General features: G+C 64.4%; 22 protein-coding genes. 9 read left to right on the top strand and 13 right to left on the bottom strand.

What is annotated here, in order from left to right; all coding sequences use genetic code 11:
* Positions 1-123 precede the first annotated feature (123 nt).
* Positions 124-2,283, top strand: coding sequence for an MMPL family transporter (locus ACFULT_RS03290; RefSeq protein ID WP_094719923.1), 2,160 nt, complete (start codon positions 124-126; stop codon positions 2,281-2,283).
* 62 nt (positions 2,284-2,345) lie between these two features.
* Here the strand turns inward: ACFULT_RS03290 and ACFULT_RS03285 are convergent, their stop codons facing one another.
* From ACFULT_RS03285 to ACFULT_RS03265, 5 genes are all read right to left on the bottom strand, one after another.
* The gene (locus ACFULT_RS03285) at positions 2,346-3,860 is read right to left on the bottom strand and encodes a DUF2339 domain-containing protein (RefSeq protein ID WP_378480906.1); all 1,515 of its coding nucleotides are present in this window, start codon (positions 3,858-3,860) and stop codon (positions 2,346-2,348) included.
* Between the two features lie 643 nt (positions 3,861-4,503).
* Positions 4,504-6,447: a DUF222 domain-containing protein gene (locus ACFULT_RS03280; protein ID WP_378480587.1), complete on the bottom strand. Its 1,944-nt coding sequence runs from the start codon at positions 6,445-6,447 to the stop codon at positions 4,504-4,506.
* Positions 6,448-6,592: 145 nt separating this feature from the next.
* On the bottom strand, positions 6,593-6,820 hold the full coding sequence (locus tag ACFULT_RS03275) for a hypothetical protein (protein ID WP_378480586.1): 228 nt from the start codon (positions 6,818-6,820) through the stop codon (positions 6,593-6,595).
* A gap of 70 nt (positions 6,821-6,890) precedes the next feature.
* Positions 6,891-7,559, bottom strand: a complete 669-nt coding sequence (locus ACFULT_RS03270; protein ID WP_378480585.1) for a DUF1707 domain-containing protein — start codon at positions 7,557-7,559, stop codon at positions 6,891-6,893.
* Between the two features lie 52 nt (positions 7,560-7,611).
* Positions 7,612-8,718, bottom strand: a complete 1,107-nt coding sequence (locus ACFULT_RS03265; protein WP_378480905.1) for a glycosyltransferase — start codon at positions 8,716-8,718, stop codon at positions 7,612-7,614.
* A gap of 155 nt (positions 8,719-8,873) precedes the next feature.
* On the opposite strand from ACFULT_RS03265, the gene ACFULT_RS03260 reads away from it, so the two are divergent.
* Complete coding sequence (locus ACFULT_RS03260) at positions 8,874-9,263, top strand: MarR family transcriptional regulator (RefSeq protein WP_037112049.1); 390 nt, start codon at positions 8,874-8,876, stop codon at positions 9,261-9,263.
* Between the two features lie 29 nt (positions 9,264-9,292).
* On the opposite strand, the gene ACFULT_RS03255 is transcribed toward ACFULT_RS03260, so the two are convergent.
* The 4 genes from ACFULT_RS03255 to ACFULT_RS03240 are packed head-to-tail and all read right to left on the bottom strand — an operon-like array spanning position 9,293 to position 12,607.
* Positions 9,293-9,517 carry an autophagy-related protein 2 gene (locus tag ACFULT_RS03255; protein WP_241483869.1) on the bottom strand — a complete coding sequence of 75 codons (225 nt, stop codon included), beginning with the start codon at positions 9,515-9,517 and terminating at the stop codon, positions 9,293-9,295.
* 42 nt (positions 9,518-9,559) lie between these two features.
* Positions 9,560-10,210 carry a response regulator transcription factor gene (locus ACFULT_RS03250; protein ID WP_020112333.1) on the bottom strand — a complete coding sequence of 217 codons (651 nt, stop codon included), beginning with the start codon at positions 10,208-10,210 and terminating at the stop codon, positions 9,560-9,562.
* Positions 10,207-11,421: a MacS family sensor histidine kinase gene (gene macS / locus ACFULT_RS03245; protein ID WP_378480584.1), complete on the bottom strand. Its 1,215-nt coding sequence runs from the start codon at positions 11,419-11,421 to the stop codon at positions 10,207-10,209. The genes ACFULT_RS03250 and macS overlap by 4 nt, the downstream gene beginning before the upstream one ends.
* Positions 11,414-12,607: an AI-2E family transporter gene (locus tag ACFULT_RS03240; RefSeq protein WP_037112061.1), complete on the bottom strand. Its 1,194-nt coding sequence runs from the start codon at positions 12,605-12,607 to the stop codon at positions 11,414-11,416. The genes macS and ACFULT_RS03240 overlap by 8 nt, the downstream gene beginning before the upstream one ends.
* 154 nt (positions 12,608-12,761) lie before the next feature.
* Between ACFULT_RS03240 and ACFULT_RS03235 the strand changes: the two genes are divergently transcribed.
* Together ACFULT_RS03235 and ACFULT_RS03230 are read left to right on the top strand one after the other, a co-directional pair.
* Entirely contained in the window at positions 12,762-14,216 is a 1,455-nt protein-coding gene (locus ACFULT_RS03235) for an adenylate/guanylate cyclase domain-containing protein (RefSeq protein WP_037112063.1), read from the top strand.
* Between the two features lie 30 nt (positions 14,217-14,246).
* Positions 14,247-15,392: a YbhN family protein gene (locus ACFULT_RS03230; protein ID WP_378480583.1), complete on the top strand. Its 1,146-nt coding sequence runs from the start codon at positions 14,247-14,249 to the stop codon at positions 15,390-15,392.
* Here ACFULT_RS03230 and map read toward each other — a convergent pair whose 3' ends face one another.
* Positions 15,393-16,163, bottom strand: a complete 771-nt coding sequence (gene map / locus ACFULT_RS03225) for a type I methionyl aminopeptidase (protein WP_378480582.1) — start codon at positions 16,161-16,163, stop codon at positions 15,393-15,395.
* A gap of 143 nt (positions 16,164-16,306) precedes the next feature.
* Here map and ACFULT_RS03220 point away from each other — a divergent pair, with 143 nt between their 5' ends.
* The 3 genes from ACFULT_RS03220 to ACFULT_RS03210 all read left to right on the top strand — a co-directional run bounded on the left by ACFULT_RS03220 (position 16,307) and on the right by ACFULT_RS03210 (position 18,966).
* On the top strand, positions 16,307-16,858 hold the full coding sequence (locus ACFULT_RS03220) for a YceI family protein (RefSeq protein WP_019667830.1): 552 nt from the start codon (positions 16,307-16,309) through the stop codon (positions 16,856-16,858).
* A 230-nt stretch (positions 16,859-17,088) separates the two neighbouring features.
* On the top strand, positions 17,089-17,472 hold the full coding sequence (locus ACFULT_RS03215) for a DUF3054 domain-containing protein (protein WP_378480581.1): 384 nt from the start codon (positions 17,089-17,091) through the stop codon (positions 17,470-17,472).
* Between the two features lie 45 nt (positions 17,473-17,517).
* Positions 17,518-18,966: a peptide MFS transporter gene (locus tag ACFULT_RS03210; protein ID WP_037112068.1), complete on the top strand. Its 1,449-nt coding sequence runs from the start codon at positions 17,518-17,520 to the stop codon at positions 18,964-18,966.
* A gap of 10 nt (positions 18,967-18,976) precedes the next feature.
* On the opposite strand, the gene ACFULT_RS03205 is transcribed toward ACFULT_RS03210, so the two are convergent.
* The 3 genes from ACFULT_RS03205 to ACFULT_RS03195 form a co-directional block, all read right to left on the bottom strand.
* Complete coding sequence (locus ACFULT_RS03205; RefSeq protein WP_094719932.1) at positions 18,977-19,714, bottom strand: sulfite exporter TauE/SafE family protein; 738 nt, start codon at positions 19,712-19,714, stop codon at positions 18,977-18,979.
* A gap of 11 nt (positions 19,715-19,725) precedes the next feature.
* A complete protein-coding gene (locus tag ACFULT_RS03200; protein WP_378480904.1) occupies positions 19,726-21,348 on the bottom strand; it encodes an NTF2-like N-terminal transpeptidase domain-containing protein in 1,623 nt (540 codons plus the stop codon).
* 253 nt (positions 21,349-21,601) lie between these two features.
* Positions 21,602-23,401: a penicillin-binding transpeptidase domain-containing protein gene (locus ACFULT_RS03195; RefSeq protein ID WP_378480903.1), complete on the bottom strand. Its 1,800-nt coding sequence runs from the start codon at positions 23,399-23,401 to the stop codon at positions 21,602-21,604.
* A 269-nt stretch (positions 23,402-23,670) separates the two neighbouring features.
* Between ACFULT_RS03195 and ACFULT_RS03190 the strand changes: the two genes are divergently transcribed.
* Both ACFULT_RS03190 and ACFULT_RS03185 read left to right on the top strand, forming a co-directional pair.
* Positions 23,671-25,233, top strand: coding sequence for an ABC-F family ATP-binding cassette domain-containing protein (locus tag ACFULT_RS03190; RefSeq protein ID WP_378480902.1), 1,563 nt, complete (start codon positions 23,671-23,673; stop codon positions 25,231-25,233).
* A gap of 9 nt (positions 25,234-25,242) precedes the next feature.
* Positions 25,243-26,940, top strand: a complete 1,698-nt coding sequence (locus ACFULT_RS03185; protein WP_037112075.1) for a SulP family inorganic anion transporter — start codon at positions 25,243-25,245, stop codon at positions 26,938-26,940.
* Position 26,941 lies beyond the last annotated feature (1 nt).

Below are 26,941 nucleotides of genomic sequence, written 5' to 3'. Positions count from 1 at the left end.
CGGTGTCACAACGCTCGATCGGAACGCGGGCGCATCCTCGACCGTTGTCCCCTAGGACCCCGCCACGCTGCTCGTTCGTCGGCGTCGGTGGCCGATTTTCGACGACAACGAGGAGCAGACTGAGTGTTCGCCACCTGGGGAGATCTCGTCCATCGCTGGCGGTACACGGTTCTGGGTGTGATGGTCGCCGGACTGCTTGCCATGGCTGCGTACGGAGTGGGTTTCGAGAACCATCTGAGCCAGGGCGGGTTCGACGATCCAGGTTCGGAATCGGTGGCTGCGGCGACACTCGCCGACACCACCTTCGGACGCGACACCGAGGGTGACGTCATCGTTCTGTACACGGCGCCCGAGGGCAAGACCGTCGACGATCCGGCCTTCACAGCGGCTGTGACCAGTAGCCTCGGCTCGCTCGTTGCCGACCATCCGGATCGAATCGCCAAGATCAACGGCACCTACTTCCAGGTCGACGGCGTCGTCAGCGCTGCGGCGCTCGCGACCGCGGACAAGCGTCACGCAATCGCCAGCATCGCCATCGTCGGAGACGACGACACGCAGTTGACGAACAACTTCCAGGACGTGAAGGACGCGTTCTACATCCCCGAGATCAATGAGCAGGGCGGCGACGTTCAGGTGGCCGGTCTGCAGGCGGTGGCGGGGGCACTGCAGTCGACGATGTCCGAAGATATTCACCGGATGGAAATCCTCGCCATCCCTGCTGTCGCTGTCCTGCTGTTCTTCGTCTTCGGCGGTGTGGTTGCTGCGGCGCTGCCGTTGATCGTGGGTGGCCTGACGGTTGTCGGAGCCAACGGAATCGTGCGCCTGTTCACCGATTTCACCGAGGTGAACACTTTTGTGGCCCCGGTCGTCTCGATGGTCGGTCTCGGCCTCGCCATCGACTACGGCCTGTTCATCGTGTCGCGTTTTCGTGAGGAACTAGGAGACGGCCGCACCACCGAAGACGCCGTCAAGCGGTCGGTCATGACCGCCGGACGCACGGTGGTTTTCTCGGCGACGATGATCGTGGCCAGCCTCGGCGGTCTCCTCCTCTTTCCGCACGGCTTCCTCAAATCGGTTGCTTACGGATCGATTGCGACGGTTGCGCTTGCGGCCCTGACCGCGGTGACGGTGCTCCCCGCGCTGCTCGCGATTCTCGGGCCACGCGTGGACGCGCTGGGTCTGAAATTCATGCGCAAGACCCGCTCGTCCGAGGAGATCGAGAACGGAATGTGGGGCAAGCTCACTTCCTGGGTCATGCGGCGTCCGATCAAGGTGGCCGTCGTCATCGTTCTCGGCCTGCTGGTACTGACTCTTCCTGTCGGAAAGATCGAGTTCGGCGGAATCAACGAAACCTACCTGCCGCCGGACAACCCCACACGCGTCGCCCAGGCTCAGTTCGACGAGTTGTTTCCCGGGCAACGTACCGAGCCGCTGAAGTTGGTCATCGAGGGCGCGCAGGGTTCTTCGCTCGGGCAGATCACCAAGCAGGCGAACGAAGCACCCGGTCTCGTCGAGAAATTCTCGCCGACGGGCACCAGCAAGGACGGCATCATCGTCTTCAAAGCTGGTCTCGAAGACAGGAACGAATCGTCCGAGGCAATCGAGTACCTACGCGGAATCGAGGTTCCCGACGGCGCGACGGTATCCGTAACCGGTACGCCTGCAATCGAATACGACTCCATCGAGGCATTGGAGGAAAGACTTCCACTGACGGCGGTCCTCGTCGTCCTCGTTGTGACGTTGCTGATGTTCTTGACATTCGGATCGCTGGTCCTGCCCATCAAAGCCGTACTGATGACCGCCCTGGGGCTCGGCGCGACGATGGGGATCCTCACCTGGATCTTCATCGACGGCCACGGCGCGAGCCTGATGAACTTCACACCCGGGCCGATCATGGCGATGATTTTGCTGTTGATCGGCGCCATCGTGTTCGGGTTGTCCACCGACTACGAAGTGTTCCTGCTCTCACGGATGGTCGAAGCGCGAGAGAAGGGTGCAAGCACCACGGATGCGGTGCGCATCGGGACAGCCCATTCCGGGCGAATCATCACCGCTGCGGCGCTGATTCTGATCGTCGTCACCGGGTCGTTCGCTTTCTCGGACCTGGTGATGATGAAGTACATCGCGTACGGAATGATCGCTGCACTCATCATCGACGCCACGGTCATTCGGATGTTCCTCGTGCCGTCGGTGATGAAACTGCTCGGTGACAGCGCCTGGTGGGCACCGAAGTCCATGAAGAAGGTTCAACAGAAGCTGGGTCTCGGCGAGAAGTACCTGTAGACCACCGCTACCCGTCGCAGCTCCTGATCAACAGGAACCGCGACGGGTAGCGTCGTGCTGGTTCAGCTCGCGGCGCGGTCTGCGAACACCTTTGCGTAGCGTGTGCCCGCGAAGAGCAGCAGCAGACCGACAACGATGAATGCTCCGACTCGGAACAGTCCATCCAAGGCAACGAGATCGAAGAGGAACAGTTTAGCGACGGACACCGCGGTCAGAGACAGTCCTGCCAACAGGGCAGTGTGCGCATACTTTTCGCTCCTGAGGCCGAAGGCCAACAGTGCCATCGCGATCGCCATGGCTTCGATGGTTGCGGCGCAATGTCCGGCGACGAATCCGGTGGTTCCACCGATCGCCGCCACACCGAGGGCAACCGTCGCCGACGCCAGTGCGTAGAGGGACGCCAGTCCGGCAACCACCGAGCACGCTTGCGCGTTCTTCTCCACGATCTTCAGATGGATACCGACCAGCACCAGCCCGGTCGATACGACTGCCAGCAGCACGCCGGCGAGCACGATACCGAATTCGTTTGTCGCGTAACGCGAATCCATCATAGCTGCGGGCGGGGAGACCACCAGATATCCCAGTGCGCCGAACAGGCCGAACGCCAGGGCCGAGTAGTACGCCGGCTTCGAGGTTCCGCGGTTCGCCGCAGCGAGCAGTACAGCGGACACGACCAGGAGGGCGAGCGGCCGCAGTTCGGTCGTCGTCGGTACGAGCACTGCTTGCAGCAGCGCAAGCGAGCCGACGATCGTCAGGATCGTGCGGGCGAGGGCAGGCAACCAGGAGACCATCGCGATCACGACGACGCAGGCCATCGCGACCACACCCTCGACCAAGGTCACTGTCCACGGCTCGAACAGCGTTCCCACCGCGAGGACTGGAACGGCGGAGACTCCGGCCATGACCGACGCCATCACGTCGGCTGCATTGCGACGCAACAACTCCACCGAGCTACCAATGCCGAACGCGGCGACGATGGCCGAGACGATCAGGAGCGGCAGCGCGTCGGTCCCGACCATATCCAGGCTGACCGCCTGTGCGATCCCGACAAGGGTGGCCACCACAACGGGGAGCGTCCGCACGGCTGCAAGGTACGGCCAGTCGCGGCCGAGTTGCGCAGCGAAGCTCGCGATGAACGTAGCGGTGAAGAATGCGATGAGCGACAACGTGATCCCACCGGTGACCACCGGTCCACATACCGCAACGCCGGCGAGAATCAGGACTGCCATCGGTTGCGACCGCCACGAGACGGCCAGCCCGACGCCCGCCGCTGCGATCCCGAATGCCGCTACGAGTCCGATCACGGGCTCCAACCATTCGTAGATGACGGTCACCGCCACGACGTCGAGATACAACCCGGCGATACCTGTTGCTGCGGTTGCGATTCCACCGACCCGTCCACCCGACTTGCGGTAGATCCGCGACCCTGCGTACAGCAATGCGAGGGAGAACGCTCCCCCGGCTACGACCCTGAGCTCCGGGCCGAACCATCCGGCCTGCGCCGCGAGGACGAGAAGCATGACCACGCCGACCAAAGTGACGCCCGCGCCCGCGACCGCGAGTACGCGGCTGATCACACCGTCGCGTTGCCACCAGGGCTCCGCCTTCGGCGCCGGCGGCCTCGGGGAAACAGGAGACGTCACCGGCATCCGAGGCTGCGTCGATACCTGGGGGCGTGCCAGCGTTTGCGGATGTACGGGCGTTTGCGAATGCATGGATGCCTGCGGGTGCATGGATGCCTGCGGGTGCATGGATGCCTGCGGACGCATCTGCTGCGGCGAACCCGGGTACGCATACGACACTCCCTGCGGCGGGTACTGAACCACAGGCTGCGAAGCCGAGCTGGGCTGTTCTGTCCGAGGCACAGTCAGCTGGCTCTGCAGGACGCCGAGGTCGCCGGACACCCGACGCATCTGCTCGCTCAAGGAGGCGAACTGGCTCGCGAGGCCGGAAACCAATCGCGGATCGATCCCTGGTGTTGTCATGCGGTTCAGTGTTGTCCTCGCCCACCCCCGAGTCCTGAGTAGAACTACCCGGGCGACGTGGGTAATTCCTCGGCACCTGTTCACGGCTCAGGCTCAGGCCAACTTCACCTCGCCTTGTCGCGCTGTTGGCCGCGATGATCGACGTTACGGCCTGCTGCCCATCGCTTTTCCTGCTGCGGGCCTGACTGTGAGCGGCACACGCGGAGCGTGTGTGCCGCTGGCAGCCTGCTGGTGGTCATCGACCTGGTGGCGGATCCTGTTCCGCTGGGCTCGGTTCAGTGGCGCTGGGTGTGGGGGTGCTGGGTGTGGGTGGGTGTGTGGGTTGTCCGTCCTGGGGTCGGATGGTGCCGTTTCGAGTGGTGTCGGTCGTGTCGGTGATGCCGGTGGTGTCGGTGGTGTGGTTCTCGAGTCCGGGTAGGGGTATGTCGGAGGAGACGATGTACTCCCCGGGGTGGTGGAAGTGATTGACCCGACCGCGGCGCTGGGGGTCGACCGAGACCGGTGAATGCCACAGTGTCCGCCCGGGGTAGGGGTGATCGGGTCCGGCTTTCGTCGTCGCCCACTCGTTGTCTCCGGGTCCGACGAGTGGGTGGTGGATATCGCAGCCGAACGTCAGATCCCCGATGTCGGTGTGCCCTCCCTGCGCCCATTCTTTGATGTGGTGGGTTTGCGATCGCGTCGCCGGACGGGTGCAGCCAGGGAAACTGCAGCCGCGGTCGGCGGCGATGAGCACGATGCGTTGATCAGCGGAGGCGAGTCGTTTGGTGCGGGCCAGGTGCAGAGGCCGGCCGTCGTCGTCGAAGAGCGCGAGGTACTGCTCCGCGTGGGAGGCCATTCGGATCGCATCACGCATCCGGATGGTGGTCCCGGCCGCGGTGACTGCATGCCCGGTACCCGATTGCAGGTCCTTCCACTGCATGACGATCACCGCGGTGACCGGCAGCCCGCGGTGACTGCCGAGCTTCCCGGACGCCAACATCTGCCGCGTGACCGCCTTGAGCGCATCATGCTGTCGACGTCCCACACTGCGACGATCCCGCCGCGCCCGCTCGACCACCTCAGGATGCTCCTCCGAACCACCAGAACCACCGGAACCCTCGACTTCACCCCCACCCCCACCCTCACCACTGCCGCTGCCGCTGCCGCTGCCACTGCCGCTGCCGGTGGCGTCCTCGTCGCTGTCACTGGCACTGTCTTTGCCGTTGCCGTTGCCGTTGCCGTTGCCGTTGCCGAACAGTGTCGGTTCGGTCGAAGCGGTGTCGACTGTGTCTGTCTTCGGTGTGGGTTCGGGTGGGTCGGTGAGGGGTGAGGCGTCGTCGGGGTCGAGCATGCCGGGTTTGGCCCATTTCTCGAAGATCGCTTCCATGTAGGCACCGGTTTCGGGGTCGACGACGAAGCTGCCTTTGCGTAGACCGTCGGGCCCTGGTTTACCCATCCGCACGTAGCAGCGGTCGGCGAGAGTGCTCTCGTCGGTCAGATCCCCGTCCGGATCGAGCAGGTCGTACAACCGGCGCGCGGCAGCGGCGAACTCGTCCGGACCGAGCTCCCGAGCCAGCTGCGCCAACTGCCGCTCCGCGCTCGCCCGCGTCTCGACATCGCTTTTGCTACCCAGACGCCGAAAGAACTTGCGGATCACCTCCTGCGGCTCCTCGTCGAGCACCCCCTCCTGCGCGGCAACAGCTGTCGCGGGCAGTTCCGGAGCCAGACGTTCACCCGTCATCGCTGTGCGCGTACCGAGGGTCTCCGCCAAACGGATACGCTGCCCAGCCCGCCTGCGGGAGATCCGCAGCAACACCGCCAGAGCGTCGGGGACCGATCCCCAGATGTCGTCGAGACCACGCAGATCCATCAGATCCGCCAACCAGGTGTGCGACTGCCCGAACAACGACCGCGTCACCGCCTCGGTACGCACCAACACCGCACGCTGATCCGCCGTACTGGCACCACGCATGTTCATCCGACTCAGAATCTCCACCTGACGCTCCAACGTCGCCACCACCTGAGCCAGATACGCCGCCTCGATCGGCAACACAGACCCCGCACCGGTCACCCCCGACCCCGCGCTCTCGACCGCCGAGCCGTCGACTACCGAATCACCGACTACCGAATCATCGACTACCGAGTCACCGACTACCCCGTCACCGACTGCTGTCCCCGAACCCTCATCCCCCATGAGCATGACACCACCATAACCAGACCCACCGACAAGTTTTCGAACACACGTTCCCATGCGGTGGAGATTGCTCGATGCTTCGGCCCGTCCGCGAACACAGGCGACCCGGATGAGGAAGCTGATCAAGCAACAGCCTGAAATTTACTTTCCATCAATCCAATTCGCCGTTTGCCACCGACTCGATCCAGTCGACGGCGGCGTCGGTCAGTTCCGACTGATCCGCCGAAGAATGCCCGGCCCACCACGACGGGTCGGGCGAATCTCCCGCGACGGAGAGAAGTTCGGCCTCGACATGCGGGTCGAGCGGCTCACCGTTGTGTTCGATCAACCACGACCGCGTACGGACTGCCAGTAGTGGCCACACTTGTTGGATCTGCATCGCTTCATCGTTTCGCCGGGTCCGGGCGTCGTCAATCGGGGTCGACCCTGAGATTCACCCCGATGCGCGATCAGTGTCCGAACATCCGTCGGAACGAGGTTCCGAGTGGGTGTTTGGCGGTGACGGAGCCGAAGCGAACCTTGCCACGCACGACCACGTGCAAACGGCCGATGGGCGGGCCGGTGCGGACCTTGTTGTTCGCGCTGCCTCCCACTGTGTCGAGGCCGTTGAGGTCGACCGTCGCCTCCTCGGGGACAACGAGAGAGATTGTGCTGCAGTAATCGTCGACAGTCACCTCTACCACCTGGGTCGACATGATTGCCTGCGTGAAATCGAGCGTGATCGTCGACATCTTGCTCTGGATCGACAATTTCGGCGGTACGTGCCACGGCCCTTTGCGCGACACCGTGGACATCGTTCCGCGCACCACGTCACCCGGACCACCGTGAGCGTTTCCTGCATGCCCGTGCCAGGGCGAATGCGTCGGCGGCTGGTAGGACGGCGCCGTGCCGGCGTTGTACGGGGTGGGACTGGGCGGGCGGTGCTCCTCGGCGATCTGCATGCCAGGTAGGTCGGCGAGGACGGAGTTGAGTTCACCGCGGGTCTTGGCGGCCAGCGCCGTGTCCATCCGCTCGGTGAATTCGCCCAGCGACAGCATGCCCTGCCCTACTGCGCGCTGCAGGAGCTGACCCACATGCTCCTTCTCTGCGTCGGACACTCGTAGATCCCTCGCCTCCATGGGTTCCAGGATAGATGCGTTCCAGGATAGGTGTCGACGCCGAACCTGGCCATCATGCGGATTCGAGCACGCTCAGCATCCCCGCCACCGACAGCGGCCAGCCGAACTGCTCCGCCCTGGCCCGCGACGCCGTCCGTCGGGCTGGAGCGGGTAGGTCGAACACCCTCGACAGCTCCGTCGCCAATCCGTCTGCGGTGTCGTCGAAGCGCCCACCGCAGTCCGTGGTCACGATGTCGGCCAGCGCGGACGACCGCGATACGACGACGGGGGTTCCAGTTGCCAGTGACTCGAGCGCGGCCAACCCGAACGTCTCGTGCGGCCCCGGCGCCACAGCGACATCCGCCGACGCGAGCAGGGATGCGAGTTCCTCACGCCCGTCGACGAATCCGAGGAACTCGATGGGGAGTCCTCGGGCTCTACGTTCGAGCCCTGCGCGTCTCGGTCCGTCGCCCGCAATCACCAATCGGACGTCGAATCCGGAATGGTGAAGCGCAGCAACCGAATCGATGCTGCGGTCCACCCGCTTCTCCACCGACAATCGGCCACAGTGGACAAGCAGTCGCCCAGAGCCCCGATGCCAGGGCGACCGGGAATCGCCGACGCGCCGGCCCGGATGAAACATGTCGAGGTCGACGCCGAGTGGAACCTGAGAGACGTTGGTGGCGCCGATTCGCTCGAACTCGCGTCGCGCAAAAGCAGTGGTGCACACGACGGCGTCGTACGTCTCGGCTGAGCGACGGTTCGCGACGTCGGCGAGTGCTCGTGCCGTCGCGTCGGGCATCATCTGCCCGAGTAGACGATCGAGGCGCTCGTGGGAAATCATCACGCTCCGAACTCCGCGCCGGGCTGCCCACGTTCCCATTCCGCGCAACGTGAGGCGATCCGATACTTCGACGACGTCCGGGCGCAGCCCGCTCAGAAGTCCGGCCGTGGATCGAGGATTGACCGCGCGATAGCCACCGGTGAACGGAATCTTGCCTGCGGGACGGGTGATGCGCAGGACTCCCGACGGCAAGATCGTCTCGGTCGCTCGCTCCCCCGGCACGACCAGAACCACCTCGTGGCCGGACGCCGTGTACCCAGCCCCCAGTTGATCCACGGCGGTCCGCAGACCGCCGGAACGCGGTCCGTAGAAATTGGCCAGCTGCACGATGCGCACCGCGTCGAGTGTGACCACGCGCCGTGACCGGTCGTCGACGAGGAGGAGAACTTTGAACGTCGAGAGTCGGGACAACGATCTGCCCCGCATTGCCGAACCGCCAAATAGACCGCTCACCACGTTTTTCCCGGCAAATCGCCGGGTAAATTCGTGAGATGGAGATCACGATCGATGCCGTGGGGGAGGCAAGAGCCGGTGCGGTGTGGGAGCGATACATGGACCCACGCCAGTGGTCGTCGTGGGCAACGCAGATCGTGTCCGTCGAATATTCGATGTCGCGCTTGTGCACGCAGTCGTTCGGCCGGCTCGAAGGCCCACTGTGGCTTCGACTGGACTTCGAGGTGACCGAAGTGGACGAAGCAGGCTGGACGTGGACATCGAAAGTCTGGTTCAAGAGTCGCAAGCTGGGGCTGACGCTCACCCACGGGGTGGCGTCGCGGCCGGACGGGAGCCGCACCTGGTTGACCATGGACGGTTCACCGGCCTTTGTGCTCCCGTACCTGCCGTACGCGAGGTGCGCCATCGGCCGACTGGTCCGCCGCTGATCAGCACCTCAGCCTGAGGCCTCGAGGCGTCACTCGGTGCGGGTGGTGGTTTTCGGGTCCGTCGGAGTGTCCGTGACGTCGTCGGGATCAGGCGTCGGGAACGACGGTTCGTCACCGGATCCGTCGATGTGCTCGTCGAACTCCTCGATTGCGCGTCCGCGCTCGTTCGCGCTCTGCCCGGTGTCGGCATCCTGACCGCGCGTCTTCTCGGTGGGATCGACGGTGGTGTCGACGGGCTTGTCGGTATCGGTCATGCGTTCTGGTGTGCCCGTCTGCCCGGGCATGCAAACACTCGGTTACAGACCCTGTTCGATCGCGTAGCGCGTCAACTCGACTCGATTGGCGAGTTGCAGCTTGCGCAGAGTGGCCTGCACATGGTTCTCGACGGTTCGATGGCTGAGCGTCAGCTTCGTCGCGATCTGCTTGGAGCTCAATCCTTTTGCGACCAAACGAAGAACCTCGGTCTCGCGTTCGGTCAGGGTCGGGCGAGAGTCTCGTTCCCCCTCCGGCGCGCTCGACATCCGCCGGTACTCACCCAGAACCAGCGCTGCAAGTCCGGGTGTGAACACCGCCTGCCCCGCAGCGGTGGAACGAACGGCCTCGTACAGTTCGTCGGCCGACGCGCTCTTGACCAGGTATCCCGTCGCACCCGCTTTGATGGCGTCGAGTACGTCCTCTCGTTCGGACGATGCGGACAGCACCAGTATTCGGCTGTTCTTCGAGCCCTCGAGGACCTTGCTCGTCGCGTCCGCTCCGTTTCCGTCCGGCAGATGCATGTCCATCAGCACGACGTCGGGCTGTGTGGCTTTCGCCCGCCTTCCTGCAGCGCCGACGCTGTCCGCCGTCGCGACGACGTCGAAACCCGCGGCCTCCAGGTCCCGTGCGACGCCGTCTCGCCACATGGGGTGGTCGTCGACGACCATCACGGTAATCTGCTCCTGCGTCATCGCTTGCCCCTCGGGTCGTTCCGCCGGCTCCACTCCTGCCCCTCCGGGTCATTCCGCCGGCTCCACTCCTGCCCCTCCGGGTCGTTCCGCTGTTTCGGCACCTTGATCTCCCATTCGGTTCCGGCGCCCACGTCGGTGTCCAGCACAGCCGTGCCGCCGATCGACGAGACCCTGCCCAGTATCGACTTCGACACGCCCATCCGCCCTTCGGCTTCCGCGGCCGCCAGTCGGCCGGGAGCGATACCATCGCCGTCGTCGCGCACGCTGACGATGACCATGTCGTCGACGTCCTCCAGTAGGACGTACGCTCGAGCACCCTCGCCTGCATGAAGCGCGACATTGGACAGTGCAGTGTCGACCACGGCGGAGAGCTCCTCGGCGACCGACCTGTCGACCAACACCGGATCCGGCGGTGAGGACACCGAGACAGTGGTGCTGCCGTAAGGGCGCAGAAGGCTTCGCAGATCCACTTCAGCCTGGGTGGCGTCGACTCTGCTCGGTTCTCCTTGCTCGGAGATCAGCATCCGCAACGCTACCTCCTGTTCGCCCGCTAGTTCGGCGAGTTCTCCTGCTACGCCGCCGATTTCCGATCCACGACGGCGAACGAGCGCGAGAACCTGCAGCACACCGTCGTGCACCTGCCGGGCGAGACGCTCTCTTTCCTCGGTGATTGCCGCGAGTCGGGCGGCGCGCTGGAGTTCGGCGTGCGCACGATGGGCGGTGTTGCTCGCCAACCCGAGGGCAAGACCGACGGATACCAGAACCGGTGCGGTCGCATCGGTCCACAGATCCAGATCGATCTGATCGCGCACCACAGCGCTGACCGCCGCCAGCAGGATGCCTGACGCAATACCTCCCTTGGGCCCGAACAGAATTGCCGCCGAAATGACCGCATTGGTTGCCCACAGCGTCGTCGGGAGGGTTTGGTGAGTGCTGTACCAATCGTATTCCGACACGAGGCGAGTCGACGCCATCAGCCCGATCACGACGATCTGGTCGGCGAGCACCACCTTCCACCGCGGCAACGTCGCCCTCGACAGCAGTGCCGCGGACAGACCGGTCCACACCGCCATGAGCGCAACGAAGAACCAGCTCAACCGAACGTTGCTGTAATAGGACATCGAGGCCACCTGATAGCTGATCGCGTAGATCAACGTGATCAGACGAAACGCCTGCGACGCCCGCCACAGCGGTGTGACCGCATCACTCATCGGTCGGCTTCCGTTCCGAGCCGGTCTCTTTCGACAAATCCGGGGTGCTCAGACTGCCCGGATCGAGTTCGCGATTGTGGGGGTGCGGGCTGTCGGCTTCGGCCGGGAACAGAGGCTCCCCCGGATCGTGCTCCTCCAGTTCCTCGTAGACCTCGTCGGGATCGTCGGCGAGCAAAGACCGAACTGCAGTGTTGAGGACGGCGACGATGGGGACGGCCAGCAGGCCACCGACGATTCCAGCCAGAAGAATGCCGACGGTGATGGCCAGTACCACCGCGAGCGGGTGCAGCCGCACTGCACGGCCGAGCAACAACGGTTGCAGCACATGCCCTTCCAGCTGCATGACGGCGACGACGATGCCCAGCGTGATCAGTGCCGTCAGCCAGCCTTTCGTCACCAAGGCGATGAACACGGCCACGAATCCGGTGAGGAAGGCACCGACGATCGGAATGAACGCTCCGATGAACACCAGCGATGCCAACGGAAGTGCGAGCGGCACGCCGAGGATCGCGAGACCGGCACCGATTCCGATGGCGTCGGCAGCGGCCACGGCGACCGTCGCGCGCACGTATCCGACGAGGGACCCGAATCCTTGGCTGCCGGCGAGGCGGATCCGCCGTCGCGCTCCGGTGGGGGCGAGCCGGGTGACGAACTCCCAGATCTGGTCGCCGCCGTACAGAAAGAAGATCAGGATGAACAGCGTCAGCGCGGCGCCGGTGAGGATTTCGCCGATGACTGTCGCAGTCGTCAACGCACCCGACGTCACCGCGGCCTGGTTGTCCTGGATGACCTTGACGAGGTTCTCGCTCGCCTGACTGATCTGATCCTGCGAGATGTGGAAGGGCCCGTCGGCCAGCCACCGCTGGACGTCGTTTATCGAGGTGGTGAATTGATCACCCAGCTGCGGCAGCCCTTCGATGAACTGCTCGACGACGAACGTCATGATCCCGGCGACGACGCCGATGCTGGCGATGATGACGACCACGACCGCCGCGGCTCTCGGTACACCGCGTCGTTGCATCCAGTCGACGAGTGGGAGCAGCATCGCCGACGCCAGCAACGCAAGGCCGAGGGGGATGACCACGGTGTCCAACCGTGCGACGACGTAACAGAACGTGATGAAGCCGGCGAAGATGACCAGCAGTCGCCAGGTCCATTCGGCGCCGATACGGACGAGAGGATGCACCGAATCGGCCGCTGTTGGAGGGGGTGCTGGGCGGCTGGGAAGTACCTTTGACGCTTCTGCCTGCGGCTCGCGTTCGGTCACCCGGTAAATTTAACCCGTGCTGGCATCTTTGAGAGCGGTCTCGCTCACCCTGAAGAGTCGCTGGCCTCTCTATATGTTGTCGATGTTGCTGTCGAATCTGTTCGGCGCGGTGTTGGTGTTCGCGTTCGTGCGGTACGGGCTTCCCATCGAGGAGTCGCAGTCGATCGTCGCGGATCGTGTTCGCAATGTGTACGTGTTCGGGGCGTATCTGGTCGCGGCCGGTGCGGTGAGTCTGTATTACGCGGCTCGGACGTTGCGGAGTGTGATTCGGTGGCAGTTGCGCGGTGGGCCGCCGAATCGTAAGGAGCAGATGGCGACGCTGCATGCTCCGCTGCGTCAGGCGATCGTGCATCTTGTCCTGTGGGTGATCGGCGGCGTGCTGTTCGTGCTGCTCACGGTGACGGAGATGCCGTCGCTGGCGGTGGCGGTGATCGTCACGGTGATCATGGCGGCGACGGTGACGTTCGGCTTCACCTACATGCTCGGGGAGAGAATTCTGCGGCCGGTGGCTGCGATGGCTCTCAGTGAGGGCCGATTCGACCGGACGATGACGCCGGGCGTCGGGACCAGAATGGCGATGACGTGGGGTCTCGGCACGCTGATGCCCGTCATCGGCATCATCTTGCTCTGCGCGACGCAGTTGACGACGGATCTGGTGTTCTCCACCGATTCGCTCGCTGTCGCGATCATCCTGCTCAGTGTTCTGGCGGTCGGTCAGGCGTTCATTCTGTCGATGCTGACGGCGAGTCAGATCTCGGATCCCATTCGGCAGCTGCGCCGGGCGATCGAGCGTGTTCAGCGCGGAGACAACGACGTGGAGGTCGACGTCTTCGACGGCAGCGAGATCGGTCGGCTGCAGGTCGGCTTCAACCGGATGATGGAGGAATCGGCCGAGCGTCGGGTGCTTCGGGAGCTGTTCGGCCAGCACGTCGGTGAGGACGTGGCCCGACGCGCATTGCAATTCGGTACCGAATTGGGCGGAGAAACCCGCTTCGTCGCGGTTCTGTTCGTGGACATGGTCGGGTCGACGGCCACGGCGTCGGAGCGCCCGCCGAGCGAAGTCGTCGAGCTTCTCAACGAGTTCTTCCGCGTAGTGGTCGACGTGATCGATCAGCACCACGGTTTCGTCAACAAGTTCATGGGCGACGCTGCCCTCGCGATCTTCGGGGCGCCCCTCGACCGGCCCGACGCTCCGACGGCAGCGCTGGCTGCGGCGCGCGACCTGCGGTTTGCTCTCGATGACATCGTCGGACTCGACATCGGCATCGGTGTGTCGGCCGGTCTCGCTGTGGCAGGAAACATCGGCGCGAAGGAGCGGTTCGAGTACACAGTCATCGGAGACCCGGTCAACGAAGCATCTCGTTTGACCGAATTGTCCAAACTTCGGCCCGGCCGCGTGCTGGCGTCGACGTCCGCTCTGTACTTCGCGAGTGACGAGGAACAGGAACATTGGGAGCTCGGAGATCAGGTCCAACTACGCGGCAGACGACGCCTCACTCACCTTGCCTGGCCTGTTGAGCACCCATGAACGTTCGTCTCGTGTGGTTACCCTGTGAAGGTGGCCGAACCGAGACCCGAGCACGTAGCCGGCGCTCCTGAGGCAGGCAACCGAGGCCGGAGAAACCGCCTCCGCTGGCTGAAGTGGATCGCCGGGGTCGCGTTGATCGCTCTTCTCGTCGGCGAGGGCATTTACCTGTGGCCGCGGTTGCACGAGTCCTGGCAGGCGCTCACCGAGATTCATTGGGGGTGGCTCGCTGCGTGTGTGTTCACCCAGGCCGTGTCGCTGAGCGCGTTCGGTCGGGTGCAGAAGCAGTTGCTTCAGGCAGGTGGTGTGCGGGTTCGCCAGGCCAAGTCCGTCGCCGTCATCTACGGCAGCACTGCGATGTCCCTGACGCTGCCCGCCGGTCAGGTGTTCTCGACGGCGTTCACCTACCGCCAGACCCGACGCTGGGGTGCCAGTCCCGTCGTCGCGTCGTGGCAGCTCGCGATATCGGGTGTCATTGCCGCTGCTGGGCTGGCCGTCCTCGGCGTCGCGGGGGCGTTGCTCGTCGGCGGGTCCGTCAACACGTTCACGCTGGTGCTTCCGATCGCCGGCGTGCTGGCGATCGTTCTGGCCGTCCGATACGTCTCGGCGCACCCACGGTCCATTCGCAGTGCCGCACGGTGGGTTCTGCACAAGGTGAACGACTTTCGCAATCAGCCTGCCGACGCCGGGCAGGAGCGGATCGACGAGGTCATCGAACAGGTCCAGTCGGTACAGCTCGGTAAGCAAGACGCCGGTCTGACTCTCGGCTGGTCGGCGTTGCATCGTGTAGCCGACGTCGCCTGCCTTGGTTTCGCATGCTTCGCCGTCGGCTCGGATCCGCGCTTGTCGGGGTTGCTGTTCGCGTTCGCCGCCGCCAAGGCCGTCGGGTCGGTCCCGCTCGCTCCCGGAGGACTCGTCATCGTCGACGCCACCCTGATCGCGTTGCTGACCAGCGCGGCGTCGATCAGCGCCTCGCAGGCCGTGGCTGCGGCGTTCGTCTACCGCGCCGTCAGCTTCATCCTTGTCGCCATCGTCGGCTGGATCGTCTTTCTCGTGTTGTTCCGTAAACACCAGCACGAGGATCTGGGGTACGACATCGCGTTGGAGAAGCAGGAGGCCAAGAACATTCACCGCGATGCGCAGCCCAAGATTGACAGATCGGATCCGGAACCCGCCTGATTACCGTGCGAGCGTGAGGATTTCGACTCCGTCGTCGGTGACGGCGATGGTGTGCTCACTGTGCGCAGTGCGACATCCGGTGGAGCTCTTGAGGGTCCATCCGTCGGTGTCGGTGATCAATTTGTCGGTATCGGCCATCACCCACGGTTCGAGGGCGAGCAACAGCCCCGGCCTGAGTGTGTATCCGCGGCCCTTGCGGCCGTTGTTGGAGACGTGCGGATCCTGGTGCATCGTCGAACCGATTCCGTGACCGCCGAACTCGGTGTTGACCTTGTAACCCGCACCGGTGAGAACCGATCCGATGGAGTGCGAGATGTCACCCATCTTGACCCCTGGGCCCGCAGCCTCGATTCCGGCGGCCAACGCGCGCTCGGTGGCGTCGATCAGCGCGACGCTTTCCGCGGGCTTCGTCTCGCCGACGACGAAGCTGATGGCGGAGTCCGCGGCGATACCTCCGAGGAGAATTGCCAGGTCGAGCGAGAGCAGGTCGCCGTCGGCGAGGGTGTAGTCGTGAGGGCGTCCGTGCAGAACAGCGTCGTTGACGCCCGTGCAGATGTAGTGACCGAACGGGCCGCTACCAAAGGACGGCGCGTAGTCGACGTAGCAGGATTCCGCACCGGCCCCGAGGATCATTTCCTTCGTCCACCGGTCGATGTCGAGCAAGTTGGTGCCGACGACGCTACGACTCTTCATGGTCTGCAGGATCTCGCCGACGAGCGCGCCGGTCTCACGCGCCAGGGCAACCTGGTTGGGGTTCAGTATCTCGATCACGGTAGCCCTTCCCGAGCGGTCCAATAACTATACCGGCCGAACTATACCGGTCCGGAAATCGAAAATTATCTGCGGGAATAGATGCGGACCGCGGTCCGGTTGTGTAAGATACAACTTGAACCTTCAACCAAACAGGAGTTGTCATGACCACCGCCATCGCATTGCCCGAACTGTCCGCAGGCACCTGGAACATCGACCCGGCGCACTCCACCGTCGGATTCTCGGTACGCCACCTCGTCGTCAGCAAGGTCCGTGGCCGCTTCCAGGCTTTCTCCGGCGCCATCACGGTCGCCGAGGACGGCACCCCTTCGGTCAATGCCGAAATCGACGTCACCTCCATCACCACCGACAACGAGCAGCGCGACGGCCACCTCAAGACGGCTGACTTCTTCGAGGTCGAGAAGTACCCCACCGCTACGTTCACCTCCACCTCGGTCAAGGCCGACGGCGGCGACTTCGTGGTGACGGGCGACTTCACCCTCCACGGCGTCACCAAGTCCATCGACCTGAAGCTCGAGTTCAACGGCGTCAACCCCGGAATGGGCGCAGGCCCGGTCGCAGGCTTCGAGGCCAGCACCACCATCAACCGTCGTGACTTCGGCATCTCCATCGACATGCCCCTCGAAGGCGGCGGCGCAGTCGTCGGCGACAAGATCGCACTGACCCTCGAGATCGAGGCCGGCCTCGCTGCTTGATGCAGCCCGCCTCTCTCCTCTTCACCTGAGCGCCGGGTGACCTCTTCGGTCGCCCGGTGCTCTCGTGCGCCGGCAGGAACGACCCGTTTGGACGGGAGTGGAGCCGGCAGGAACGACCCAATTAAACGGGAGTGGAGCCGGCAGGAACGACCCATTTGGACGGGAGTGGAGCCGGCAGGAACGACCCGTTTGGACGGGAGTGGAGCCGGCAGGAACGACCCATTTACTCTGTGTGGGTGACCAAGCGCAGCCCGATCATTGCCGCCGTCGTCGATCTGATTCTCGTGATCGTGTTCTGCGCGATCGGCCGGCGCAGCCATGACGAGGCGGGTGCGATCACCGGCCTCGTGCACACTGCGTGGCCGTTCGTGGCGGGTGCCGCGGTCGGCTGGGCTGCTACTTGGGCGCTGTATCGAGACAAGTTCGACGCCTACGTGATCCTCCCGACGGGAGTCGTCGTCTGGGTGTCGACGGTTGTCGTCGGGATGATTCTCAGGGTGATCAGCGGGCAGGGAACGGCCTTCAGCTTCGCCGTCGTCGCGTCGACGGTGCTTGCTGTTTTCCTGCTCGGGTGGCGCGCACTCGCGAAGTTGTTACCGACCCCGAAAAACTGACCGTATCTCCCCCAATTCGCCGCCTGAGCATGGGACAGTTCACTAATGGCCGATGTTCAGAGCAAGCAAGACACAGCGTTCTTCGGGCAGCCGTTCGCGCTGGCGAACCTCTTCGGCGTGGAGATGTGGGAGCGGTTCTCGTTCTACGGGATGCAAGGCATCCTCATCTACTACCTGTACTACTCGGTGGCCGACGGCGGACTCGGAATCGCCGAGAGTTCGGCGACGTCGATCGTGGGCGCCTACGGCGGCACGGTGTATCTCTCGACCATCCTCGGCGCATGGATCGCAGACAGGCTCCTCGGCTCGGAACGCACGCTCTTCTACAGCGCCGTCATGATCATGCTCGGTCACATCGCCCTGGCGCTTCTTCCCGGGTTCCTCGGAGTCGGGGTCGGTCTGGTCCTCGTCGCATTCGGTAGTGGTGGACTCAAGGCGAACGCGACGTCCCTCGTCGGCGATCTGTACGACGAGCACGACAACCGTCGCGACGCCGGGTTCTCGCTGTTCTACATGGGCATCAATCTCGGTGCATTCGTCGGCCCGCTGCTGACCGGCCTCGCGTGGGACACTGCGGGCTTCCATGCCGGATTCGGCTTGGCTGCAGTCGGTATGGCGCTCGGACTGATTCAGTACACCCTCGGCCGCAAACACCTCGGCACTATCGGAGCCACACCTCCCAATCCGCTGCCCAGCGCAGAGCGTGCGCGGTGGGCGATCATCGCAGTCGTTGCGATCGTTGCCGTCGCACTCCTCGCGATCTTCGGCGCACTCACCGCATCGAATCTGTCCGACGTGGTGGTGGGAGTGACCGTCGTCGCTGCAATCGGATATTTCGCAATCATTCTCTCCAGCAAGCAGATCACCAAGATCGAGCGCCGCCGCGTCATTTCGTTCATTCCCATGTTCATAGCGAGCGCGGCGTTCTGGTCACTGTTCCAGCAGCAGTTCACCACCGTCCCGCTCATCGCCGATTCCAAGCTGGACCGCAACCTGTTCGGCTGGGAGTTCCCGCCCAACTGGGTGCAGTCGATAAATCCGGTGTTCATCATCATCTTTGCCGGCGTATTCGCGGCCGTCTGGACCAAACTGGGTGACCGCCAACCGTCGACGCCTCTGAAATTCGCAGCGGGCGTATCCATCATGGGTCTCGCGTTCCTGGCGTTCGTGCCCTCACTCGCGGGTGCGTCGATGCCGTTGCTGGCGCTCATCGGCATTCTGTTGCTGTTCACGTTCGCAGAACTCTTCCTGTCGCCGGTCGGACTTTCGTTGTCCACCAAACTCGCTCCCGAGAACTTTCACACGCAGATGGTCGCGCTGTTCTTCCTGTCCGTTGCGCTCGGCTCGGCCATGGCAGGCACGCTTGCGGGTTACTACGACCAGGACAACCCCGATCCGTTCTTCTACACGGTCGGCGGTGTGTCCATTGCCGTCGGTGTCGTCCTCGTCGCACTCACGCCGTGGATCAAGAAGATGATGAGCGGAGTTCGCTGAGCGGAGTTCGCTAACCCCGGTACAGCCACACGGCCAAGCCGAGTCCGAGCACTCCGACGGCGATCCGCAACACCGTCGGCGGGATGACTTTCACCACCGGGGGGCCGCAGTAACCGCCCGCGAACGCCCCGAGGGCGAGGGCAAGCGCAGCGAGCCAGTGCACGTCACCGGAGAAGACGAAGACCAGGGCCGCAACTGCATTGGCTATACCGAGGAAGAAGCTCTTCAGAATGCTTGCGCGCCAGATCGAGTCGGACGTGCAGATCAACGCCAGCGCCAGGAAGATCACGCCCGCGCCTGCACCGAAGTAGCCGCCGTAGATCGCCACGAAAAACAGCGAGACGGGATACAAACGAGGAAATTCGCCTCCGGCAGCGAGCTTTCGAATACGCGGCTGTGCCAGCAATGCGATCGCAGCGAAAGCAACCAGGAACGGCACGACCGCCTCGAACGAACCCTCGGGCGCGAACAGCAGCAACAGTGCACCCGCTAGCCCACCCGCAGCGGAGATCGCCGCCAACCGAACGAGTTTCTTTCCGTCCTTGGCGATCTCGCTCGACGCGTTGGTGGTGGCCCCGACTCCGACCGCCACCATCGCCACCGTGTTGGTGACATTCGCGGCGACCGGCGGTACGCCTGCCATCAACAGCGCCGGATAGGACACCAGTGACGCCAACCCGGTCACGAAACCCACGAGGCCGGCGAAGAAACCGGCGACGACGAGTAGTCCGAATTCGAGCAGAGTCACGAAGGGTAAAGCTACTCGGTGGTGCCGGAGTCCAATGCAGTCAGCATCTGCGTGCCCATCTTCACGGCCTGATCGGTGCCGTACGCGTCCTCGATGTACACCGCGAACGCCAGGTCACCTCGGGTGCCGATGAACCAGCGATCATCGTCGCTGTTACCGGCGAAACCGGTCAACCCGTCGTAGGCCGCAAAACCTTCATCGTGCGCGGAGTTCTGGAAGATTTCGCGCAGACGCTGCAGTGCAGACTCCGGAATCGCTGCAGTCTCCTTGCTGGCGGTCGCCGTCTGACCCGAGACGATCGACGGCAGCGTCGCGCCACCTCGCGCCACGGCAGCACCCATCTGGGCCAGGCCGAACGGGGTGACCGTGACGTCGGACGACGTGTTCCCGACGTTCCGGAACCGGTCGATGGAACTAGTACTCGACGGGAACTGCCCGGTGTAGGCGTTCAGGCCCGGCATCGAATAATCCACGCCGAAACCGAGACTCGTCGGATCCACTCCCTCGACGGCCAGCAGATCGGCCGCCGATCCGACGGGATACATCGCCGAGAACGCGATCTGTCCCTGCTCGTTCGCATAACTGTTCTGCGCGGCGGCGACTATCGCACCGGTCGAGGGTGCAATCGCCACGATCGAGGCCGACGACGGAGCACTGACCACGGCTTCCTCGGCCGCAAGCTGAACCCGCGGATCGAGCGTCGAGTGCAGATCCGGACCGGCAGGCCCCTGGAAGCCTGCCTGCCGCACGTACGTCCCATCCGGACCGATGACGTCGACGGCCCAGCCTGCCGTCGCATCGCGGTTCTGCTGCCATGCGTCGCGCAACGAGTCCAGCAGCGGCGAGGTGATCCGGCGGTCCCCCGCGATCAGCTTCGGCGTCTGCGCGATGACAACACCGGGAATGGCCCTGAGATCGTCTTCGAGCACCGCGAAGTCGTCGTCGCGCAGATTGACGGCGAGCACCGAACTGCCCGGCGTCGCCGCCAACTCGGTGAGCAACGAGTCCGACGTGATCAGCGGTGCGACGACGTCGATGACGTCGGCAAGCTGCGCGGCGGACGCCGCTGGGTCCGGCATCTGCGCAGGGTCGAGCAGGACGGCGTTGATCGTCCGCTCGTTCATCAGCACGTTCCGAGCCGAATCGAAGACCGACGGCGGCGCGGCATCGGTGCGTACGTACCGGACCGAACCACCCGGCACCATGTCCGGCGCCACGACAGCCGGCTCCCACGCGATGCGCCAGCCGACACTGAGCTTCTTGGCCGTGCCACGAGTGTCGTAGGCCCAATCCTGACCGTCACGGAAATGCCAGTCGGAATCGACGGTGAAGAATCCCGAGTCGCCGCTCAGATCGATGAACTGGCCGACCTCGAAGTCGCCCGTCGACTGCCCGCCCGCCGCCAAACCGTCGAACATCTGCTGAAGACTCGCAGCCGCAGCGTTGGGATACGTGGTCAACGCCGCCGCGGCTTGGACATCACGGTCGTTGAGTGCTGCGACGAACTGGTCCACGACGCGCTCGCCCTCACTGGGCGGACTGTCCAGCGTCCAGAACGCAACAGTCGACGTCACGGCAAGACTTGCCCCCACAGCAACCACGTAGCGGCCGCGTATCCGGCGCACAACCGGCATCCCCACAGAACTCATGAGTCACAATATTCACTAGAGTCACACGAGTAACAAGCACGGTATTCACTCGCTACGGTCACGATTCGGCGTCGCCGGCTCCCCTTTCCGGATCGAACGGCACGTTCGCTCGTGTTTCATCGCCGACTGCGCGGGTTGTTGCCAGCGCGCGGGTTGCAACCTGCGCACCCGCTGAAACCTGCGCGGCCAGGGGCAAGACGAGCGAATGTGACGTTCGGTCAATGCACCCGTCAGCGGATCAGCGCAGGAATCGACCCGCAGCGTCGACGGCCGGCGATGAGCTCTGGGCGTCGTACACGAAGACCGCCAAGGCGAGGTCGTCCTGGATGCCGACGAACCAGCCGTGAGCACCTTCGTTGTCGGGGCCGAATTCGGCGGTACCGGTCTTGCCGAGCAAGCCGGGGATGTCCTGCAGTTGAGTGGCTGTTCCGCCGGTGACCGTTTCTCGCATCATCGTCTTGACCTGATCGGCAACGGTGACGTCGACCGGCGCCACCGTCTTGTCGGCGACACCCGGTTGACCCTGGACCAGGGTCGGGGGCTTCAGCGATCCACCGGCGATCGACGACGCCACCAACGCCATCCCGAACGGTGTTGCCGTGACCGCTCCCTGACCGATGGCCGACTCGACGCGTGCTGCCGGGGTGTCCGCGAGAGGGACGCTGCCGGTGACGGAGGTCAGGCCAGGCGTCACGTAGTCGACGCCGAGGCCGTACTGCAGTGCCGTCTGCTGCAGGCCGTCGGCGGGCAGGCCGACGCCGAGGCGTCCCATCGTCGTGTTGCACGAGCGCGCGAACGCCGTGTGCAGGGGTACGTCGCCCAGATCGAAGTTGTCGTCGTTGGGTATCTGCCTACCTTCGATGTTCTCGGTGCCGGGGCACGGCAGGACCGTGTCGGGGGTGGCCGTACCGGCTTCGAGTGCGGCGGACGTGGTGACCGTCTTGAATGTGGATCCGGGCGGGTAGAGACCGGTCAGCGCGATCGGCCCCTGAGCATCGGCTGCCGAGTTCTGCGCGACCGCCAACACGTTGCCGGTGGATGGTTGCAGCGCGACGATCGCCGCTTGCTGCGGGATCGACGCAAGCGCATTCTCCGCTTTGAGCTGCAGGCCGGTGTCGAGCGTCGTCGCGATGTCCGGCGCGGGGGTGGCGTCGAGCCCGGCGAGCTGCGTCACCGTGCCGTCGGTGTTCACCGACTGAACGGACCAGCCCTTGTTGTCGTCGACCTGGGACTGCCACAGCTCGGACACCCCGGTCAACGCGGGCGACGCCAACGCTCGGTCGGTAGTGAGCAGTCGAAGCTGCGGGGCAAGCGTGACGCCCGGCGTTGCGGCCAAGGGCGCGGCGATCGGATCGATGTCCGACTGCCGGAGCGACACCACCGTCGTGGAATTCCCCTGAGAAGCAGCCTGATCGGTGGCGATCGACTCTGCAGTAATGGTCGGCACGATCGGCGTGATGAACGACGCGACGGCCGCCGGATCGGCGGTGGAGTCGACATTCACCAGGGTGACCGTCTGCTGCGACATCAACTCGGCGCCGCCTCGATCGAACACTCGCGGAGCCACGAGCGCGTCGGTCGGGGTGTATCTGACAGTGGTGTCCGCGGACAGTCCCGGTGCCAGTACGGCCGGGTCCCATTGAATGCGCCAGCCCTGCTCCGTTTCGGTTGCCGTGGCGGAGGTGTCGTACTGCCACTGCTTCGGTTCGCCGTCGGGTTCTTCGGTGCCGTCGTCGGTCGTCGAGAACCGCCAGGTGGCGTCGAGGGTCACCGCGCCGCCCTCGTCGGATGCCGAGGCGACCTCGAAATCGGGAGTCGCCGTCACGGTGCCGCCCCCGCTCAAACCGTCGTACAGGCCGTTCAGCGACGCCGTCGCGGCGGCGGGGTCGGTGGTGAGCGCGGCCGCCGCGTCGGCCGACCCGCTGTTGATCGCGTCCACGAACGCTTGCGCGGTGGTCATGGGTTCCGGTGGACCGTCGTCCCCGCAGCCGGCAAGAACCAGTGCCACCACAGCACAGAGAGCGGGAACCGTCTTCATGGATGTGCGCACCCGTCCGATCATGCCCGATTCCTACGTGAGTGGAAATGACAGGTGATTTCTGGTCGCTTCGCAGGCTCCGCTCCTGTCCGCTGGCCTATGTTTCCACTCACGTAAATGGGTTGCGGGGGATCCGACGCGGGTCTATCGTGGTTCTCGCCTTGCTGCCAACAGAATCGGAGAGGCCGTTGCTCTTCTAGAGGTTTTCTCGCCTGCATCCCTGCACGCACACCTCTGGAGCAATCATGTCTACTTCTCCTTCTCTGCGCATGTCCGATCTCACCTTCGCTTGGCCGAGCGGCGATCCTGTCTTCGACGGTCTCGACGCTGTGTTCTCCTCGGGCAGAACAGGACTCGTCGGATCGAACGGGGCCGGTAAGTCCACGCTGCTGAAGATCGTCACGGGCCAGTACACACCGACCCGCGGTTCGGTCACCGTCGACGGAGTCGTCGGATACCTTCCGCAGGACGTCGCCCTGCACACCGATCGCCGGGTCGACGACATCCTCGGGCTGCGCGTTCTCCGAGAAGCGTTGCACCGCATCGAATCCGGTGAAGGATCCGAGGACGACTTCGGCGTGGTCGGCAATCGCTGGGACGCCGAGGACCAGGCCGTCGCTTTGCTCGGGCAACTCGGCCTCGGTCACATCGTTTCTGTCCGAACCGATCTGGATCGGGTCATAGGAACCCTGTCGGGTGGTGAATCGATGCTGTTGGCTCTGACGGCACAGTTGCTGGCGGAGCCGGACGTACTGCTGCTCGACGAGCCGACGAACAACTTGGATCTGCGCGCCCGCGCCCGGCTCTACCAGGCAGTTCAGTCGTTCGACGGCGTCCTGGTGGTGACGAGTCACGACATCGAACTTCTCGATCTCATGGACTCCACGGCCGAGCTGAGGGCCGACCGATCCGGGCCCACTCGGCTGCGAATGTTCGGCGGCAACTACACGCACTATCGGTCGGTGATCGATGCCGAGCAGGAGGCTGCGCGGGCCGCACTGCACGATGCCAAGAACGACGTTCGCAAACAGGAACGCGAATTGGTCGAGGCCAGAACGAAGATCGATCGACGGGCGCGGTACGGCAAGAAGATGTACGAGCAGAAGCGCGAGCCCAAGATTGTCATGGGTGCACGTAAACGTGCAGCTCAGGTATCGGCGGGCAAATTGCGCAACAACCACATCGAGAAGGTCGACGACGCCCAGGACGTACTCGCTGCTGCCGAGGAACGACTTCGTGACGACAAGGAGATTCGCGTCGATCTTCCCGACACGGAAGTGTTTGCCGGTCAGCAGATCTCGATGGTCGACGAACTCGCCATCGTCGGTCCGGAGCGCATTGCGTTGATCGGGCCGAACGGCAGCGGGAAGACCACCCTGCTGCGCACGATCGACAGGGCTGGACCGTCGGTACCGTGGCGGTACCTGCCGCAGCGCCTCGATGTGTTCGACGAGTCACGAACGGTGGCACAGAATGTCGCCGATGTGGCCGTTCACGCCACCAACGAGCAGATCCGCGCCCAGCTCGCGAGATTCCTGTTCCGCGGCAGCGACGCGGACGCGGTGGTGTCGACGTTGTCGGGCGGGGAGCGCCTGCGGGCGGCGATTGCCCGAATCCTGCTTGCCGACCCCGCACCGAAACTGCTCATGCTCGACGAACCGACGAACAACCTCGACCTCGCCAGCAAGAAGCATCTGACCGAGGCGCTGGCGAGCTACCGGGGCGCACTCGTCGTCGTCAGCCATGATCTGCCGTTCCTTCGAGACCTCCAGCCGACGAGATGGGTGGAGTTGGGCCGAGACGAGGAGACCGATTTGCCCGAGTCGCTGTAGGTTCGAGCGATGACCGTAGCGGGAATCGTCGGCCGGCTGCCCGGAGTAGTCACTGCCCGTGGTTACCGCCGCGAGTGGCTACGCAACGACATCACGGCAGGCCTGGTACTGACGGCTCTTCTCATTCCAGCCGGGATGGGATATGCGCAGGCAGCAGGGTTGCCCGCATACGCCGGGTTGTACGCCACGATCGTTCCACTGCTCGCGTACGCCGTGGTCGGTCCGTCGAAGATTCTGGTCCTGGGGCCGGATTCGTCGCTGGCGCCGCTCATCGCCGCCGCCGTCATCCCATTGGCCGTCACCGACGACCCGGCGAGCGCTCTGGCGTTGGCGGGGATCCTCGGCGTGCTGGTCGGCGTGATCCTGATCGCGGGCGGTTACCTTCGGCTCGGGTTCGTCACCCAACTGCTGTCGAAACCCATCAGGCTCGGTTATCTGAATGCGATAGCACTCATCGTCATCGTCGGCCAGCTGCCGAAAGTACTGGGGTTCTCCGTGGCTGCGGACGGTGTGACGGGGCAGTTCACGGAGATCGTCCGTTCCGTTCCGGGCGGCGACATCGACCCGGTCGCCGCTGTTGTCGGACTCGGATGCCTCTTCGTCATTCCCGCTTTCCGACGGTGGATCCCGCGCATCCCCGGCGTTCTCGTTGCGGTGGTCGGCGCAATGGTCGCAGTCGCGTTTCTCGATCTCACCGATCGACTGTCGATGGTCGGCGAACTACCCCGCGGTCTGCCTCTCCCCTCGTTCGGTGGGGTCGACTGGGGTGACGTCGTGTCGCTGATCGGGCCCGCCGCAGCGATAGCCCTGCTGGCGTTCGCCGACACCGGCGTTCTGTCCCGCACTTTCGCCGCCCGACACGGCGAGGAGGTGAACGGCAGCACCGAGATGAAAGCCATCGGCGTGGCCAACGTCGCCGGGGGGTTGTTCGGCGGATTCCCGATCTCGGCGAGTGGATCTCGGACACCGGTCGCCGAACAGAACGGTGCTCGAACTCAACTGACCGGGGTCGTGGGAGCTCTCGCTGTCCTCGCGTTCGTCCTCGCTGCTCCCGGGATCACCGCCTACCTTCCTGACGCGGCGCTCGGTGCGGTCGTGATCGTGGCCGCGACGTCGTTGATCGACGTGTCCGGTCTCGTACGGATGTGGCACATGAGTCGGGTCGAATTCGGTCTGGCGGCAGCCGCTTTCCTCGGCGTCGTCCTCGTCGGGGTGCTGCAGGGAATACTCGTCGCGATCGCCCTGTCGTTCTTCGCCGTCGTCGCGCGCGCCTGGCAGCCGTACCGCACCGAGCTGGTCCGAACGTCGGACCGTCCTGGCTTCCACGACATCGACCGGCACCCCGACGGTGAACGGATCCCGGGTCTGCTTCTCGTCCGATTCGACGCGCCGCTCTTCTTCGCCAACGGCGACATCTTCGACCAGTACATTCGCACTGCCGTCGCAGCTGCTCCGGTGCCGGTGGAATGGGTGGTCGTCGCCGCCGAACCCATCACCGGGCTCGACACCACGGCCGTCGACGAACTCGTCGAGCTCGATCAGTTCCTGGAGGACAAAGGAATTCGCCTTGCCTTCGCCGAGATGAAAGGCCCGATCAAGGATCGGCTCATCCGTTTCGGCGTGGGCAGCAGATTCGACGCGTCCAGATTCCACTACACCGTTGAAGCAGCCGTCGATGCCTTCCATCGCCGGGGTGGAGCACAATGAA

The sequence above is a fragment of the Rhodococcus sp. NPDC057297 genome (assembly GCF_042667435.1).
GTDB lineage: Bacteria > Actinomycetota > Actinomycetes > Mycobacteriales > Mycobacteriaceae > Rhodococcoides.
The sequence above is the reverse complement of the archived record's forward strand: the minus strand, read 5'-3'. Positions and strand labels throughout refer to the sequence as shown.